Source organism: Protaetiibacter intestinalis (assembly GCF_003627075.1).
GTDB lineage: Bacteria > Actinomycetota > Actinomycetes > Actinomycetales > Microbacteriaceae > Homoserinibacter > Homoserinibacter intestinalis.
Map to the genome: position 1 here is coordinate 783,374 of NZ_CP032630.1, position 14,078 is coordinate 797,451.

General features: G+C 71.7%; 13 protein-coding genes. 8 read left to right on the plus strand and 5 right to left on the minus strand.

Going from position 1 to position 14,078, the window contains the following annotated elements; genetic code table 11:
- Window positions 1-1,152, minus strand: a complete 1,152-nt coding sequence (locus D7I47_RS03825; protein WP_120761817.1) for an ROK family transcriptional regulator — start codon at window positions 1,150-1,152, stop codon at window positions 1-3.
- A 147-nt stretch (window positions 1,153-1,299) separates the two neighbouring features.
- Between D7I47_RS03825 and D7I47_RS03830 the strand changes: the two genes are divergently transcribed.
- The 4 genes from D7I47_RS03830 to D7I47_RS03845 all read left to right on the plus strand — a co-directional run bounded on the left by D7I47_RS03830 (window position 1,300) and on the right by D7I47_RS03845 (window position 4,818).
- Window positions 1,300-1,740 carry an FMN-binding protein gene (locus D7I47_RS03830; protein ID WP_120761818.1) on the plus strand — a complete coding sequence of 147 codons (441 nt, stop codon included), beginning with the start codon at window positions 1,300-1,302 and terminating at the stop codon, window positions 1,738-1,740.
- 8 nt (window positions 1,741-1,748) lie between these two features.
- Window positions 1,749-2,609: an FAD:protein FMN transferase gene (locus tag D7I47_RS03835; RefSeq protein ID WP_120761819.1), complete on the plus strand. Its 861-nt coding sequence runs from the start codon at window positions 1,749-1,751 to the stop codon at window positions 2,607-2,609.
- Entirely contained in the window at window positions 2,606-4,120 is a 1,515-nt protein-coding gene (locus D7I47_RS15170; protein WP_157981623.1) for a ferredoxin--NADP reductase, read from the plus strand. Before D7I47_RS03835 ends, D7I47_RS15170 begins: the two co-directional genes overlap by 4 nt.
- Window positions 4,121-4,245: 125 nt before the next feature.
- Window positions 4,246-4,818, plus strand: coding sequence for a YdeI/OmpD-associated family protein (locus tag D7I47_RS03845; protein WP_120761821.1), 573 nt, complete (start codon window positions 4,246-4,248; stop codon window positions 4,816-4,818).
- Window positions 4,819-4,883: 65 nt separating this feature from the next.
- Here the strand turns inward: D7I47_RS03845 and D7I47_RS03850 are convergent, their stop codons facing one another.
- Together D7I47_RS03850 and D7I47_RS03855 are read right to left on the minus strand one after the other, a co-directional pair.
- The gene (locus tag D7I47_RS03850; RefSeq protein WP_120761822.1) at window positions 4,884-5,861 is read right to left on the minus strand and encodes a malate dehydrogenase; all 978 of its coding nucleotides are present in this window, start codon (window positions 5,859-5,861) and stop codon (window positions 4,884-4,886) included.
- Window positions 5,862-5,987: 126 nt separating this feature from the next.
- Window positions 5,988-7,205: an NADP-dependent isocitrate dehydrogenase gene (locus D7I47_RS03855; RefSeq protein WP_120761823.1), complete on the minus strand. Its 1,218-nt coding sequence runs from the start codon at window positions 7,203-7,205 to the stop codon at window positions 5,988-5,990.
- Window positions 7,206-7,313: 108 nt separating this feature from the next.
- On the opposite strand from D7I47_RS03855, the gene D7I47_RS03860 reads away from it, so the two are divergent.
- The 3 genes from D7I47_RS03860 (at window position 7,314) to D7I47_RS03870 (ending at window position 8,652) form a co-directional block, all read left to right on the plus strand.
- A complete protein-coding gene (locus D7I47_RS03860; RefSeq protein WP_120761824.1) occupies window positions 7,314-7,766 on the plus strand; it encodes a GNAT family N-acetyltransferase in 453 nt (150 codons plus the stop codon).
- Window positions 7,767-7,777: 11 nt separating this feature from the next.
- Window positions 7,778-8,104, plus strand: coding sequence for an MGMT family protein (locus D7I47_RS03865; RefSeq protein ID WP_120761825.1), 327 nt, complete (start codon window positions 7,778-7,780; stop codon window positions 8,102-8,104).
- A 71-nt stretch (window positions 8,105-8,175) separates the two neighbouring features.
- Window positions 8,176-8,652, plus strand: a complete 477-nt coding sequence (locus D7I47_RS03870) for a hypothetical protein (RefSeq protein WP_120761826.1) — start codon at window positions 8,176-8,178, stop codon at window positions 8,650-8,652.
- A gap of 22 nt (window positions 8,653-8,674) precedes the next feature.
- On the opposite strand, the gene D7I47_RS03875 is transcribed toward D7I47_RS03870, so the two are convergent.
- Complete coding sequence (locus tag D7I47_RS03875; protein WP_120761827.1) at window positions 8,675-10,486, minus strand: ABC transporter ATP-binding protein; 1,812 nt, start codon at window positions 10,484-10,486, stop codon at window positions 8,675-8,677.
- Complete coding sequence (locus tag D7I47_RS03880) at window positions 10,483-12,309, minus strand: ABC transporter ATP-binding protein (protein ID WP_120761828.1); 1,827 nt, start codon at window positions 12,307-12,309, stop codon at window positions 10,483-10,485. Before D7I47_RS03880 ends, D7I47_RS03875 begins: the two co-directional genes overlap by 4 nt.
- A 240-nt stretch (window positions 12,310-12,549) precedes the next feature.
- Here D7I47_RS03880 and D7I47_RS03885 point away from each other — a divergent pair, with 240 nt between their 5' ends.
- Window positions 12,550-14,067, plus strand: coding sequence for an NCS2 family permease (locus D7I47_RS03885; protein WP_120761829.1), 1,518 nt, complete (start codon window positions 12,550-12,552; stop codon window positions 14,065-14,067).
- Window positions 14,068-14,078: the final 11 nt, after the last annotated feature.

A 14,078-nucleotide genomic window follows, 5' to 3' on the forward strand; every position in this document is an offset into this window, starting at 1 on the left:
TCAGGAGACCCCGAGTCGGCTCGACAGGACCATGGCGGCGGCGCCGCGCATGACGATGTCCTGACCGAGCTCGGACATCCGCACCGTCAGATCGCCGTGGAACTCGGCCATCGTGCGGGCGCGGAAGGTCTCGATGGCCGCCTCGGTGAGGGGACCTTCGAGGAGTTCGACGGGGCCGCTGATGACGACCTCGTCGAGATTGAGGGCGCCGACGACCGGCGCGAGGGCGATGCCGAGGCGCTCGCCGGCGCGACGCAGCACGGCGTCGCGGGCGGCGGCATCCGGCGCCTCGGCGAGGCCGGCGCGCAGGCGCGGCACCGAGAGCCAGGTCTCGAGGCAGCCGTGCTTGCCGCACACGCAGAGGTCGCCGCCGTCGGTGCCGACCACGACGTGGCCGAGCTCGCCCGCCGCGAACCGGCTGCCGAACACGGGGGTGCCGCCGAGGATGAGGCCCGCGCCGACTCCGCGGCCGACCCGGATGAGCATGAAGTCGCCGAGCGCGTCGCCGAAGCTGTGCTCGGCGAGGGCGGCGGCGTTGGCGTCGTTCGCGACGATCACCGGGAGGCCGGTGGCGGTCGCGATGGTCGCCTGCAGCGGCTCGTCGACCCAGCCGAGGTTCGGGGCCGAGAGCACCGTGCCGGTGAGGTCGACGATGCCGGGGGAGCCGATGCCGATGCCGAGCACGGGCTGGTCGGCGGCCGCGACGAGTTCGCGGGCGAGCTCGGTGGCGATCCGGGTGACCTCGGCGCCCGCGGCGCCGTCGGTGGCGACCTCGATGCGCGTGACGATGCCGCCGTCGAGGTCGAGCACGGAGCCGCGGAAGACGCCCGTGTCGGAGAGGTCGATGCCGATGATGCGGTGGCCGGCGCGGTTGATGTCGAGCAGGATGGCGGGCTTGCCGGGACGCGCCTCGTCGCGCTGGCCGGTCTCGACGACGAGCCCGTCGGCGATGAGCTCGGCGACGAGGTCGGAGACGGTGACGCGCGTGAGGCCCGTCTCGCGGGCGAGGTCGGCACGGCTCTGGAGGCCGCCGCGGTAGAGCGTCTGCAGCACGAGCGAGCGGTTGTGCGCGCGGGCGTGCTCCGGCAGCACCTTCGCGCTCGGGCGCAGGGCGCGGAGGGGGGCGCTTCGCTGCGCTTCCGGTGCGGACATGTTTGTTAGTAAAGCGTACGAACAAAAGACGCGCAAGGTTTGATCGGACGGTTAACAAACCCGTAATACTCCGCCGCCGGGACGACTCCATGCGAATTCATAGGAACTGCCAGCCCGACCCAAGGATTCGCTGACATCCTGAACCGCATGACGACCTCCCCCCGACCCCACCGCACACTCGGAATCGCGGGCATCGCCGGCATCGGCCTCCTCTCGCTCGCGGGGTGCGCCACCGCATCCGACGCCGCCGACAACAGCTCCGGGAGCGGCTCGACCGACACCTCGGCGAGCTACACGGACGGCACGTACACCGCCGAAGGCAGTTACGTCTCCCCCGCCGGCCAGGAGTCGATCACGGTCGAGCTGACCCTCGAGGACGACATCGTGACCGCCGTCACCGTGACCCCCGAGGCCGACGACCCGCAGGCCGAGAGCTTCCAGGAGAAGTTCGCCGGCGGCATCGCGGATGTCGTGGTCGGCAAGGACATCGACACCCTCGACGTCTCGCGCGTCGCCGGCTCCTCGCTCACGAGCGGCGGGTTCAACCAGGCGCTCGCGACCATCAAGGCCGACGCGCTCGAGTCGTAGGCCCGCGCGTGATCGCCGATCCGCTCCCGAACGCCTGGAGGTTCGACGCGCTCGGCACCCCGTGGCGGATCGACACCGAGGAACCGCTGCCGGACGAGGTGCGCGAGCTCGTCGCCGCCCGCGTCGAGCGCTTCGACCGCGACTGGTCGCGCTACCGCGACGACTCGCTCGTCGCCCGCATCGCGCGCCACCCCGGACGCCACCGCCTGCCCGCCGACGCGGCGCCGCTGCTCGGGCTCTACCGCGAACTGTACGCCGCCACCCGCGGCCGGGTGTCGCCGCTCGTCGGCGGCGCGCTCGCGGCGGCCGGCTTCGGCCCGCGGCTCGGCGGCGTGCCGGATGCCGTGCCCCGCTTCGAGGACGCACTCGCCTGGGACGGCGAGCACCTCGACACCGCCTCCCCCGTGCTGCTCGACGTCGGCGCGGCGGGCAAGGGCTACCTCGTCGACCTCGTGAGCGGACTGCTCGCCGAGGCGGGCATCGCGCGCTCGGTCGTCGACGGCTCGGGCGACCTCCGCATCCGCGACGTGCCCATGCGGATCGCGCTCGAGCATCCCGCGGACGCCACCCGGGCGGTCGGCGTCGCCGAACTCGTCGGCGGCGCCCTCTCCGCGAGCGCCGGCAACCGTCGACGGCACGCCGACGGGCGCCACCACGTGCTCGACGCCGTGACGGGACTGCCCGCGCGCGACGTCGTCGCCACCTGGGCCGTCGCCGCCGACGACCTCGTCGCCGACGGCGCCGCCACGGCGCTGTTCTTCGACGTCGACCGCGGCTGGCTCGAGCGCCGCGGCGTGGAATGGGTCAGGATGCTGTCCGACGGCTCGCTCGAGGCCAGCCCCGGCTTCCCCGGAGAGGTGTTCGCATGACCGCACTCGTCGCACGGATCGACCGGCTGCTCGGCCGCGTCACGATGTACCTGCTCGTGCTCGGCATCCTCGTGGTGCTCGCCGTGCTCGCCGTCGTGCTCGGCGCCGTCGGGGCGATCCCCTTCGACCCGCTGACCCTGCTCGCGAGCGCGACCGTGCTGCTCGCGGCGTCGTGGATCGCCAACCAGGTGCTCGGGCTCGTGTTCCGCACGACGCCGCTGCTGGCATCCGGTTTCATCACCGCGATGCTGCTGTTCTTCGTGCTCGAACCGAGCCTCGAGCCGGACGGGCTGCTCGTGCTCGCGCTCGCCGCGGCGATCGCGGCGGCCTCGAAGTACCTCATCGCGTGGCGCGGGCGGCACCTCGTGAACCCCGCCGCGATCGCCGCCGTGCTCGTCGGGGTAACGGGGCTCACGCTCTCGTCGTGGTGGGTCGCGACCGGGCCGATGCTGCCCGCGGTCGCGCTCGGGGCGCTGCTCATCCTGTGGCGCACCCGGCACCTCGGCATGGGGCTCGTCTACCTCGCCGTCGCGGGTGGCCTGCTGTTCGTGCGCTACCTCGCGTTCGGGGCGGATGCGGGCAGCGCGCTGTCGTTCACGCTGGTCTCCTCGCCGGTCGTCTTCGCCGCCGGCTTCATGGTGAGCGAGCCGCTCACCCTGCCGCCGCGGCGCTGGCAGCGGATGCTCTACGCGGTCGTCGTGGGCGTGCTCACGAGCGCGCCCCTCGCGATCGGACCCGTGCGCAACACCCCCGAGCTCGCGCTCGTGATCGGCGGCGTGCTCGCCTTCTTCTTCGCGCAGCGGCGCGGCGTGAAGCTCGAACTCGTCGAGAAGCGGCAGCTCACCCCCACCGCGTGGGAGTTCCGCTTCCGGCCGGCCGCCCCGCTGCGGTTCGCGCCGGGGCAGTACCTCGAGCTGACGCTCCCCCACCGCCGACCGGATGCGGGCGGCATCCGCCGGGTGTTCTCGCTCACCCAGGCGGCCGGGGACGACGAGGTGACGGTGGGCGTGCGCATCCGCGAGCAGCCGTCGTCGTTCAAGCGCGCGCTCCGTTCGCTCGAGCCGGGCGCCCGGCTGCGGGCGACGGGCGTGTGGGGCGACTTCACGCTGCCGCGCGACCCGGGGGCGAAGCTCGCCTTCGTCGCGGCCGGCATCGGTGTGACCCCCTTCGTCTCGCAGCTGCGCACGCTCGCGGCCGCGGGGCGCGCCGCGGACGCCGAGCTGCTCTACGCGGTGCGCGCATCCGCCGACCTCGCCTACCGCGAGGAGCTCGCGGCGACCGGCTGCCGGGTGGCCGTGCTCTCCCCCGACGACCCGGGCGAGCTGCCCGCGCACTGGACGTGGCTCGGCGCGGGCGCGCTCGACGCCGAGCTCGTGCACCGCACCATCCCGGACGCCGCCGAGCGCACCGTCTACCTCTCCGGAGCCCCCACCGACGTCGCCCGCCTGCGCCGCACCCTCCGCGCGGCGGGCACCCGCCGCATCCGCACCGACGTCTTCCTCGGCTACTGACCTCCCGCAATAGGTCAAGCGCTGCAGCGCCAACCCTCGCGCGCCACCATTTCCCGCAGCCGGAGGGCGAGCGCTGCAGCGTTTGACACCTGCTCGCCGACGGGGGTGGGTCGTATCGTGGCGGCATGTCGTCGTTCGCCGAGAAGCCGATCCTGCCCTTCACCGACTGGCGGGAGTGGGAGGCGTTCCTCGCGGGCGAGCCGCCGGCCGACGGAGTGCGGGTGAAGATCCTGAAGGCCAAGGCCGAAGTGCCCGGCATCACCCGGCAGGAGGCGCTCGACGTCGCGCTGTGCTTCGGCTGGATCGACGGCCAGGCCGGGGCGTTCGACGACGACTACAGCCTGCAGGCCTACACGCCGCGCCGCGCCCGCAGCCCGTGGTCGCAGATCAACCGCGAGCATGTGGCCCGGCTCATCGAGGAGGGGCGGATGCGACCCGCCGGTCTCGCGGAGATCGACCGCGCGAAGGCCGACGGGCGGTGGGACGCCGCCTACCGCCAGAAGGACGCCCCGGTGCCGCCCGAACTGCAGGTGCTGCTGGATGCGAGCCCCACCGCATCCGCCTTCTTCGCGGGCCTCAGCGCGCAGAACCGCTGGGCCTTCATCTTCCGCATCGCCCAGGGCAAGCAGGCGGCCACCCGCGAGCGCAACGCCCACCGCTTCCTCGGGATGCTCGAGCGCGGCGAGACCTTCCACTGAGTGGCGCGGTTTCGGCCCGATGGCGCGGTTTCGCGGGTGCCATCCGGCCGAAACCGCGCCATCCGCTACGGCAGCAGGCCGAGGGCGCGCACCGCGTCGCGTTCGGCGACGAGCTCCGCCGCGGAGGCCGCGATGCCCGCGCGCACGGCATCCGAGAGCTCGAGCCCCTCGACCACCTGCCACTCGCCGCCCGCGCTCGTCGCGGGGAACGAGCTCACGAGGCCCGCGGGCACCCCGTAGAGTCCCGTGCTCGGCAGCGCGACCGACACCCAGTCGCCCTCCCGGGTGCCGAGCACCCAGTCGCGCACGTGGTCGATCGCGGCGGATGCGGCGCTCGCCGCCGACGACGCCCCGCGCGCCGCGATGATCGCGGCCCCGCGGTTCGCGACCGTCGGCACGAACTCGTCGGCCACCCACTCGGGCGCGAAGCCGACGGGCTCCCCGTCGAGCAGCAGGTGCGAGGGGTCGGGCACCTGAGTGGAGGAGTGATTGCCCCAGACGGTCATCCGCGTGAGCCGACCCACCCCCACGCCGAGCTTCGCCGCGAGCTGCGCGAGCCCGCGGTTGTGGTCGAGACGCGTCATCGCGGTGAAGCGTTCGGCGGGCACGTCCGGCGCGTGTGCCTGCGCGATGAGGGCGTTCGTGTTGGCCGGGTTGCCGACCGCGAGCACCCGGATGTCGTCGGCGGCGTGGTCGCCGATCGCGCGCCCCTGCGGGCCGAAGATGCCCGCGTTCGCAGCCAGCAGATCACCGCGCTCCATCCCTGCGGTGCGCGGCCGGGCGCCCACCAGCAGGGCGACGTTCGCCCCCTCGAAGGCGGCATCCGCGTCGTCGAAGACGTCGACGGAGTCCAGCAGCGGGAAGGCCGCGTCCGCGAGCTCCATCGCCGTGCCCTCGGCGGCGGCGACCGCCTGCGGGATCTCGAGCAGCCGCAGCCGCACCGGGGAGCCGCCGAGCATGTCGCCCGCGGCGATGCGGAAGAGGAGGGCGTAGCCGATCTGACCGGCGGCGCCCGTGACGGTCACGGTGATGGGGGTGCGCACCCCTTCACGCTACGCGCCGTGCACGCCGGAAGGCCGGGCCCAAGGGCCCGGCCTTCTCCGCGAAAGTACGTACTTTTGGGCGATTCCTGGACTCGGGCGCCCAAAAGTACGTACTTTCGAGGACTGCTACGCCAGACGCGCCGCGAGGTTCTCGTCGAGGGAGGCGAGGAAGTCCTCGGTGGTCTGCCACTCCTGCTCGGGGCCGACGAGGATCGCGAGGTCCTTCGTCATCTTGCCCGACTCGACCGTCTTGATGACGACGTCCTCGAGCGTCTCGGCGAAGTCGATGAGCGCCTGGTTGCCGTCGAGCTTGCCGCGGTGCATGAGGCCGCGGGTCCACGCGAAGATGGAGGCGATCGGGTTGGTCGAGGTGGGCTTGCCCGCCTGGTGCTGGCGGTAGTGGCGCGTCACGGTGCCGTGCGCGGCCTCCGCCTCGACGACCTTGCCGTCGGGCGTGGTGAGCACCGAGGTCATGAGGCCGAGCGAGCCGTAGCCCTGGGCCACCGTGTCGGACTGCACGTCGCCGTCGTAGTTCTTGCACGCCCAGACGTAGCCGCCCTCCCACTTGAGCGCGGAGGCGACCATGTCGTCGATGAGGCGGTGCTCGTAGGTGATGCCGGCGGCCTCGAACCGCTCCTTGTACTCGGCGTCGAAGACCTCCTGGAAGAGGTCCTTGAAGCGGCCGTCGTAGGCCTTCAGGATGGTGTTCTTCGTCGAGAGGTACACCGGGTAGCCGCGCGAGAGGCCGTAGTTGAAGCTCGCCCGGGCGAAGTCGCGGATCGACGGGTCCTGGTTGTACATCGCCATCGCGACGCCGCCGTCCGGGGCCTGGAACACCTCGAAGCTCTGCGCCTCGCCGCCGTCGGCGGGCTGGAACGAGAGGGTCAGCGTGCCCGGGCCGTCGAACACGAAGTCGGTGGCGCGGTACTGGTCGCCGAAGGCGTGGCGGCCGATGATGATGGGCTTGTTCCACCCGGGCACGAGGCGCGGGATGTTGGAGATGACGATCGGCTCGCGGAAGATGACGCCGCCGAGGATGTTGCGGATCGTGCCGTTCGGGCTCTTCCACATCTTCTTGAGACCGAACTCGGCCACGCGCGCCTCGTCGGGCGTGATGGTGGCGCACTTGACGCCCACACCGTGCTTCTGGATGGCGTGCGCCGCGTCGATCGTGACCTGGTCGTCGGTCGCGTCCCGGTTCTCGATGCCGAGGTCGTAGTACTCGAGGTTCACGTCGAGGTAGGGGTGGATGAGGCGGTCCTTGATGAACTGCCAGATGATGCGGGTCATCTCGTCGCCGTCGAGTTCGACGACCGTCCCCTCGACCTTGATCTTCTCGACCACGTGCTGTCCTTTCGCGTCGTACGCCGCCGACCAGCCTACCGCGCATCCGAGATATCTCGATATCGAGATATCTGTGCGCTCGGCGGCGTCGCGGGTTAGCCTGTCCGAATGGCGGAGCTGAGACTGGAAGAACTGACGGCCCAGACCATCGTCGCGGCTCGCAACCTCGCCCTCAAGCCCGGGCAGGCTGCGTTCATCGCCCCCGAGACGTACGTGCACGTCGAGCAGGACCTCGACCCCGCGGGCTCGTGGCCCCGCGTCGTGATGGACGGCGACCACCTCGTCGGCTACGTGATGGGCGCCTTCGACGCCGACGCGACCGAGGACTTCCTCAAGGCCGCGCTCTGGCGCGTGCACGTCGAGGCGGATGCGCAGGGCGCGGGCGTCGGACGCTTCGCGGTGCAGGCGCTCGCCGACGAGGCGCGCCGTCGCGGCTTCGACCGTCTCACGGTCGTGTGGGCCTCCGGCGAGGCCGGCCCCGAGGAGTTCTTCAAGGCGGTCGGCTTCGAGGTCGTCGGCGAGACGCCGTACGGCGAGAACCTCGGCGCCCTCGCCCTCTGAGCGGGGCCTGGATGCCGCTCCCGCCCGAGGACTTCGTGGGCGCGGTGCTCGACGTGGTCGCGCAGATCCCCGAGGGCCGCGCGATGAGCTACGGCGACGTCGCCGCGGCGATCGGCTCCCGCGCCGCGCGCGGCGTGGGGCAGGTGATGGCCTACTACGGCGGCGAGGTGCCCTGGTGGCGCGTCGTGCGCGCATCCGGCCACCCCGCGCCCGGCCACGAGGACCGCGCCCTCGAGCACTACCGCGCCGAGGGCACCCCGCTCGTGTGGTCGCGCGACCGCGGCTCGTACCGCGTCGACCTGCGCGCGGCACGCCACGAGCCGGACGACGCGCCCTGAGGCGACCGGCCGTCCCATCCCCCGAATGGGCGCGTTCGCGGGGAGGCCCCGGCCCGGTAGCCTCTCATCCCATGACCCGTACCGATGACCTCATGGCGACGATGCAGAGGCACATGCGCGGCACGGCCTTCGTCTTCGCACGCACCGCCAAGGGGTTCGACATCGACCTCGACCTCGCCAACAAGCAGTGGTGGGGCGTGCTCAAGGAGACCCGGCTGTCCGAGACCTCCAGCTTCCAGATCCTCACCGACGAGATCGACTCCAAGTTCACGATCGTGGAGATCCCCCGCTTCGTCGAGTGGGCCGGCGACGACGCCCCGCACTTCGTGGCGCACGGCGGCGGGGCGCCCAAGCAGCGCATGCGCGACGAGGTCGACCTGCGGGTGAGCGCGGAGCCCGTCCGTCGCCTCGTGCGCCGCGAGGCCGAGGGTCTCGGCTTCCGCGAGTCGATCGACCGCAAGAAGCTCTACACGATGCTCGGCGTCGCGGCGGGCGGTGTCGTCGCGGTCGCCATCGTGGTGGCGATCATCCTCAACACGATCGGCTGAGGCCCCGGGGCGTCCCCCGGGCTCACACGAGCGAATCCCTCCACGCCTTGTGCAGCCGGGCGAAGCGCCCGCTGCCGCCGATCAGCTCCTCGGGCGTGCCGTCCTCGACGATCGCGCCGTGCTCCATGACGAGCACGCGGTCGGCGATCTCGACGGTCGACAGCCGGTGCGCGATGACGATCGCGGTGCGGTCGGCGAGCAGGGTCGTGAGACCCTCCTGCACGAGTCGCTCGCTCGGGATGTCGAGGGAGGCCGTCGCCTCGTCGAGGATGAGCACCGCCGGGTCGGCGAGGAACGCGCGCGCGAACGACAGCAGCTGCCGCTGGCCGGCCGAGACGCGCCCGCCGCGCTTGTTCACATCCGTGTCGTAACCATCGGGCAGCGCCTCGATGAAGGCGTCGGCGCCGACCGCGTGCGCGGCCGCCCGGATCTCGTCGAGCGAGGCGCCGGGCTTGCCGAGTGCGATGTTGTCGGCGACGGTGCCCGAGAACAGGTACGCCTCCTGGGTGACCATCACGATCGCCCGGCGCAGGTCCTTCGGGTGCAGTTCGCGCAGATCGACGCCGTCGAGGCTCACGGTGCCCTCGGTGGGGTCGTAGAAGCGTGCCACGAGCTTCGCGAGCGTCGACTTGCCGGCGCCCGTCGATCCGACGAGCGCGACCGTCTGCCCCGCGGGGATGTGCAGCTCGAACGCGGGCAGCACGACGCGGTCGTCGCGGTAGGCGAACCGCACCCCGTCGAAGTCGATCGCGCCCGAGGCGTGCCACAGGTCGACGGGCCGCGCGGGGTCGGGCACCGAGGGGGTCTCGTCGAGCACGCCCGAGATCTTCTCGAGCGCCGCGGAGGCCGACTGGTACGAGTTGTAGAACTGCGCCATCTCCTCCATGGGGTCGAAGAAGCGCCGCGCGTACATGAGCGCCGCGAGCAGCACACCCACCGCGAGCTGGCCGTCCGCCACCCGCAGGCCGCCCACGAGCAGCACGGCGGCGACCACGACGTTGCCCACCACCACGAGGCTCGGGTCGAACACGCCGAACACCCCGATCGCCTTCGCGTTGGCCTCGCGGTAGTTCTCGACGTGCACGCCGAACTCGCGCTCGTTGCGCCCCTCGGCACGGAACGCCTTGACCGCGCGGATGCCGGTCATCGTCTCGACGAACTTCACGATGAGGCGCGCCGAGTGCACCCGCGTCGCACGGAACGCGCGCTGCGAGGTGACCTGGAACCAGCGCGTCAGCACGGCGAGGATCGGCAGCGAGCAGGCGATGACGAGCGCGCTGATCGGGTCGAGCAGCACGAGCGCGATCGCGATGAACGCCATGTAGAGCACCCCGCGGATGAGGCCCTGGATGCCGGAGTCGAGCAGCTCGCGGATCGAGTCGAGGTCGTTCGTCTGCCGCGCGATGATGCGGCCCGAGGTGTAGCTCTCGTGGAACTCGAGACTCAGCAGCTGGGCGTGCCGGTAGATGCGCCCGCGCAGGTCGTAGAGGAACGCCTGGCTGATGCGCGCCGACAGCAGGGTGTAGTGCCACATGAGCACCGCACCGACGATCGCCGCGGTGAGGTAGGCGAGCACGACGAGTGCGAGCGGCATGGCATCCCGGTGCTGCATGATCGCGGGCAGCCCCGCGTCGATGCCGAACGCGATGAGCGCGGGGCCCGCGGTCTGCAGACCCGTCGACACGGCGACGATGACCATGGCGACGACGACCCGGCCCCGCAGCGGACGCAGCAGTGAGCCGAGCAGCCGCGACGAGCGCTGCCGGATGGCGCGGCTCTCCTCGCGCGTGTAGTCCTGGCGGTCTTCTCCCTCGACGCCTTCGAGCGCGCTCACGCCGTCACCCCCTCATCCGCCGTCTCGGTATCGCGGCCCTCCTCGAGCGAGGAGATCACGTAGCGGTAGTGCTCGTTGCGGGCCAGCAGTTCGGAGTGGCGCCCGACATCCGTGATGCGCCCGTGCTCGAGCAGCGCCACCCGGTCGGCGAGCTGCACGGTCGAGGGCCGGTGCGCCACGATGAGGGCCGTCGTCGAGGCGAGCACGCGACGCAGCCCCGCCTCCACGCGGGCCTCCGTGTCGACGTCGAGCGCCGACAGGGGGTCGTCGAGCACGAGCACCGAGGGGCGCGCCGCGACCGCGCGGGCGAGCGCGATGCGCTGCCGCTGGCCGCCGGAGAGGCTGAGCCCCTCCTCGCCGATCGTGGTGTCGGCGCCGTGCGGCAGCGCCGCCACGAAGTCCGCCTGCGCGATCTCGAGCGCCTCGTCGAGCACCGCCTCGCCCTCGGGCGAGCCCGGGTCGAGTTCGGGGCGCCCGAGCAGCACGTTCTCGCGCACCGAGGCCGAGAAGAGCGTCGCCTCCTCGAACGCCATCGCGATCCGGGCGCGCAGCTCCTCGCGGGTCAGCTCGCGGATGTCGACGCCGTCGAGCCGCACGGCGCCGCCCGTCACGTCGTAGAGCCGCGTCGTGAGGGCCGTGAGGGTGGTCTTGCCCGAACCGGTGAGGCCGACGAGCGCCATCGTCTCGCCCGGCTCGACCTCGAGCACGATGTCGTCGAGCAGGTCGGGCACCGAGTCGGGCGAGTCCTGGTAGCGGAAGTGCACGCGGTCGAACACGAGGCGCCCGCGGGGCTCGGCGATCGTCTGCGGATGTTCGGGGTCGCGGATCAGGTCGGGCTCGTCGAGCACCTCGAAGATGCGCTCCACGGCGGTGCGCGTCTCGAAGGTCATCGACAGCAGCCAGCCGATCGACTCGATCGGCCAGCGCAGCACGGCGGCCGCCGCGAAGAAGGCGATGAGACCTCCCACGGTCAGCTGCCCGCCCGCTGCGAGCACGACGCCGCCGAGCAGCGAGAGCGCGAACGCCACATCCGGGATGAGCAGCAGCCACAGCCACAGGCCCGCGATCGAACGCGCCTTCTCGAGCTCGGTGCCGCGCAGCTCCTCCGCCTGGTGCAGGAAGTTCTCGAGGCTGTGCGTGCCGCGCCCGAAGGCCTTCAGCACCCGGATGCCGTGCACCGACTCCTCGACGGTCGTCGCGAGGTCGCCCTGCTGGTCCTGGGCGCGACGCGACACCACCGAGTAGCGGTGCTCGAAGCGGAACCCGACCACCCACATGGGGATCGACGCGACGATGAACACGAGCGCGAGCTGCCACGACCAGGTGAACAGGATGCCGAATCCGACGACGATGATGACGACGTTGCCGACGAGCAGGATCACGCCGAAGGCGAGCCAGCGGCGGATGAGCCCGAGGTCGCCCATCGAGCGCGACAGCAGCTGACCGGACTGCCAGCGGTCGTGGAAGGCGACCGGCAGATCCTGCAGCTTCGCGTAGAGGGCGTTGCGCATGCTCGCCTCGATGTGCGTCGACGGGGTGAGCACGAGCCAGCGGCGCAGCATGATGAGCAGGCCCTCGGCGACGCCGAGCGCGAGCACGACGACCGCGGCGGGCCAGACCTGCGCGGGGTCGCCCGCCGCGAGCGGACCGTCGATGATCCACTGCAGCACGACGGGCACGCTGAGCGAGACGAGCACGAGCGCGATGTAGACGAAGAGGCTGACGATCGTGCGGCCGAGGAAGGGGCGCACGAACGGCAGGATGCGCGCGAGGGTGCGCACGGTGCCGCGTCCGGCGGCGACGGAGGTGGTCTGTTCAGGCATGGATCATCCGGAGCTGGGCGCACGCGACGGCGCGCACGAGAGGTGGAACGTGGAGAGGTGGCGACGGATTCCGGATCCGTCGAAGAGGCGGGCGGGCTGGGCCGCTAACGGCGCCGCGCGGAGAAGGCGACCGCCGGGATCGCGGCCGTGAGCGGGCGCGGTGTGCCGGTGTACGTCATGATGCCTCCTCGTTGTGCGAGCTCGACCGCCCGGAAGGATGCCCGAGCAGCCCTACAGACTATGCCCGCACCCGCCGACACGCAACACGCGATCAGACGGGATGAGCGTCCGCGCGCGTGGCTAGACTCGGGCCCGGAGCAGCGTCGCTCCGCACCACCGAACCACCCCGGAGCATCCGTGAACACCACCGCGCCCGCCCGTCCCTCCTCCGCGATCGATCGCTTCTTCCAGATCAGCGAACGCGGTTCGACCCTCGGAACCGAGATCCGGGGAGGCGTCGTCACCTTCGTGACGATGGCCTACATCGTGATCCTGAACCCGATCATCCTGTCGACGCCCGACGTCGACGGGAACACGCTCCCGCAGGCGGCGGTCGCCGCGAGCACGGCGCTCACGGCGGGCGTCATGACGATCCTGTTCGGCGTCATCACGCGCCTGCCGTTCGCCTTCGCCGCGGGCCTCGGCATCAACGCCTTCCTCGCCTTCACGGTCGTCGGGCAGGTGAGCTGGCGGGAGGCGATGGCGCTCGTCGTCATCAACGGCGCGATCATCGTGCTGCTCGCCGCGACCGGCCTCCGGAAGCTCATCTTCGACGCCGTGCCGGTCGAGCTGAAGCTCGCCATCACGGTCGGCATCGGGTTGTTCATCGCCTTCATCGGCTTCGTCAACGCGGGCTTCGTGACGGCGACGGGCGCCGACTCGCCGCCCGTCGACCTCGGCCAGGGCGGCTCGGTCGCGACCCTCGCGACGCTCGTGTTCGTCGTGACGCTGCTGCTCGGCGGCGTGCTCATCGCACTCAAGGTGAAGGGCGCGATCCTCATCGCCCTCGTCGCCGGCACCCTGCTCGCCGCGCTGCTCAACCTCATCTGGCCGTTCGGCCTCGACTTCGGCTTCGCGCACGGCATCGTGAGCCTGCCCGACCTGAGCCTCATCGGCGCACTCGACTTCGGCTTCGACCTCGGCAAGGTCGGCTTCGTCACGCTCGTGATGTTCGTCTTCACGCTCGTGTTCTCGAACTTCTTCGACGCGATGGGCACCATGACGGGCCTCGCGAAGGAGGCCGGCCTCGCGGATGCGAAGGGCGACTTCCCGCGGATCAAGTCGGCGCTCGTCGTGGAGGGCGTCGGCGCGATCGTCGGCGGCGGCACCTCGTCCTCGTCGGCGACGGTGTTCATCGAGTCGGGCTCGGGCATCGGCGAGGGGGCCCGCACGGGCTTCGCGACGACCGTCACGGGCGTGCTGTTCCTGCTGGCGATGTTCATCACCCCCATCACCTCGATCGTGCCGGGCGCGGTCGCGGCGGCCGCCCTCGTGCTCGTGGGCGCCATGATGCTCTCGCAGATCCGGCACATCGACTTCAGCGACTTCCGCGTGCTGCTGCCGGTGTTCCTCACGGCGACCGTGATGCCGATGACCTACTCGATCGCGAACGGCATCGGCGCGGGCTTCGTGAGCTGGGTGATCGTGAACGCGCTGAGCGGCAAGGCCAAGACCATCCACCCGCTGCTGTGGATCGTGGCGGTCGGCTTCGTCCTCTACTTCGCCCGCGGCCCCCTCGAGGCCCTCTTCACCGGCTGACCCCGGCGGCC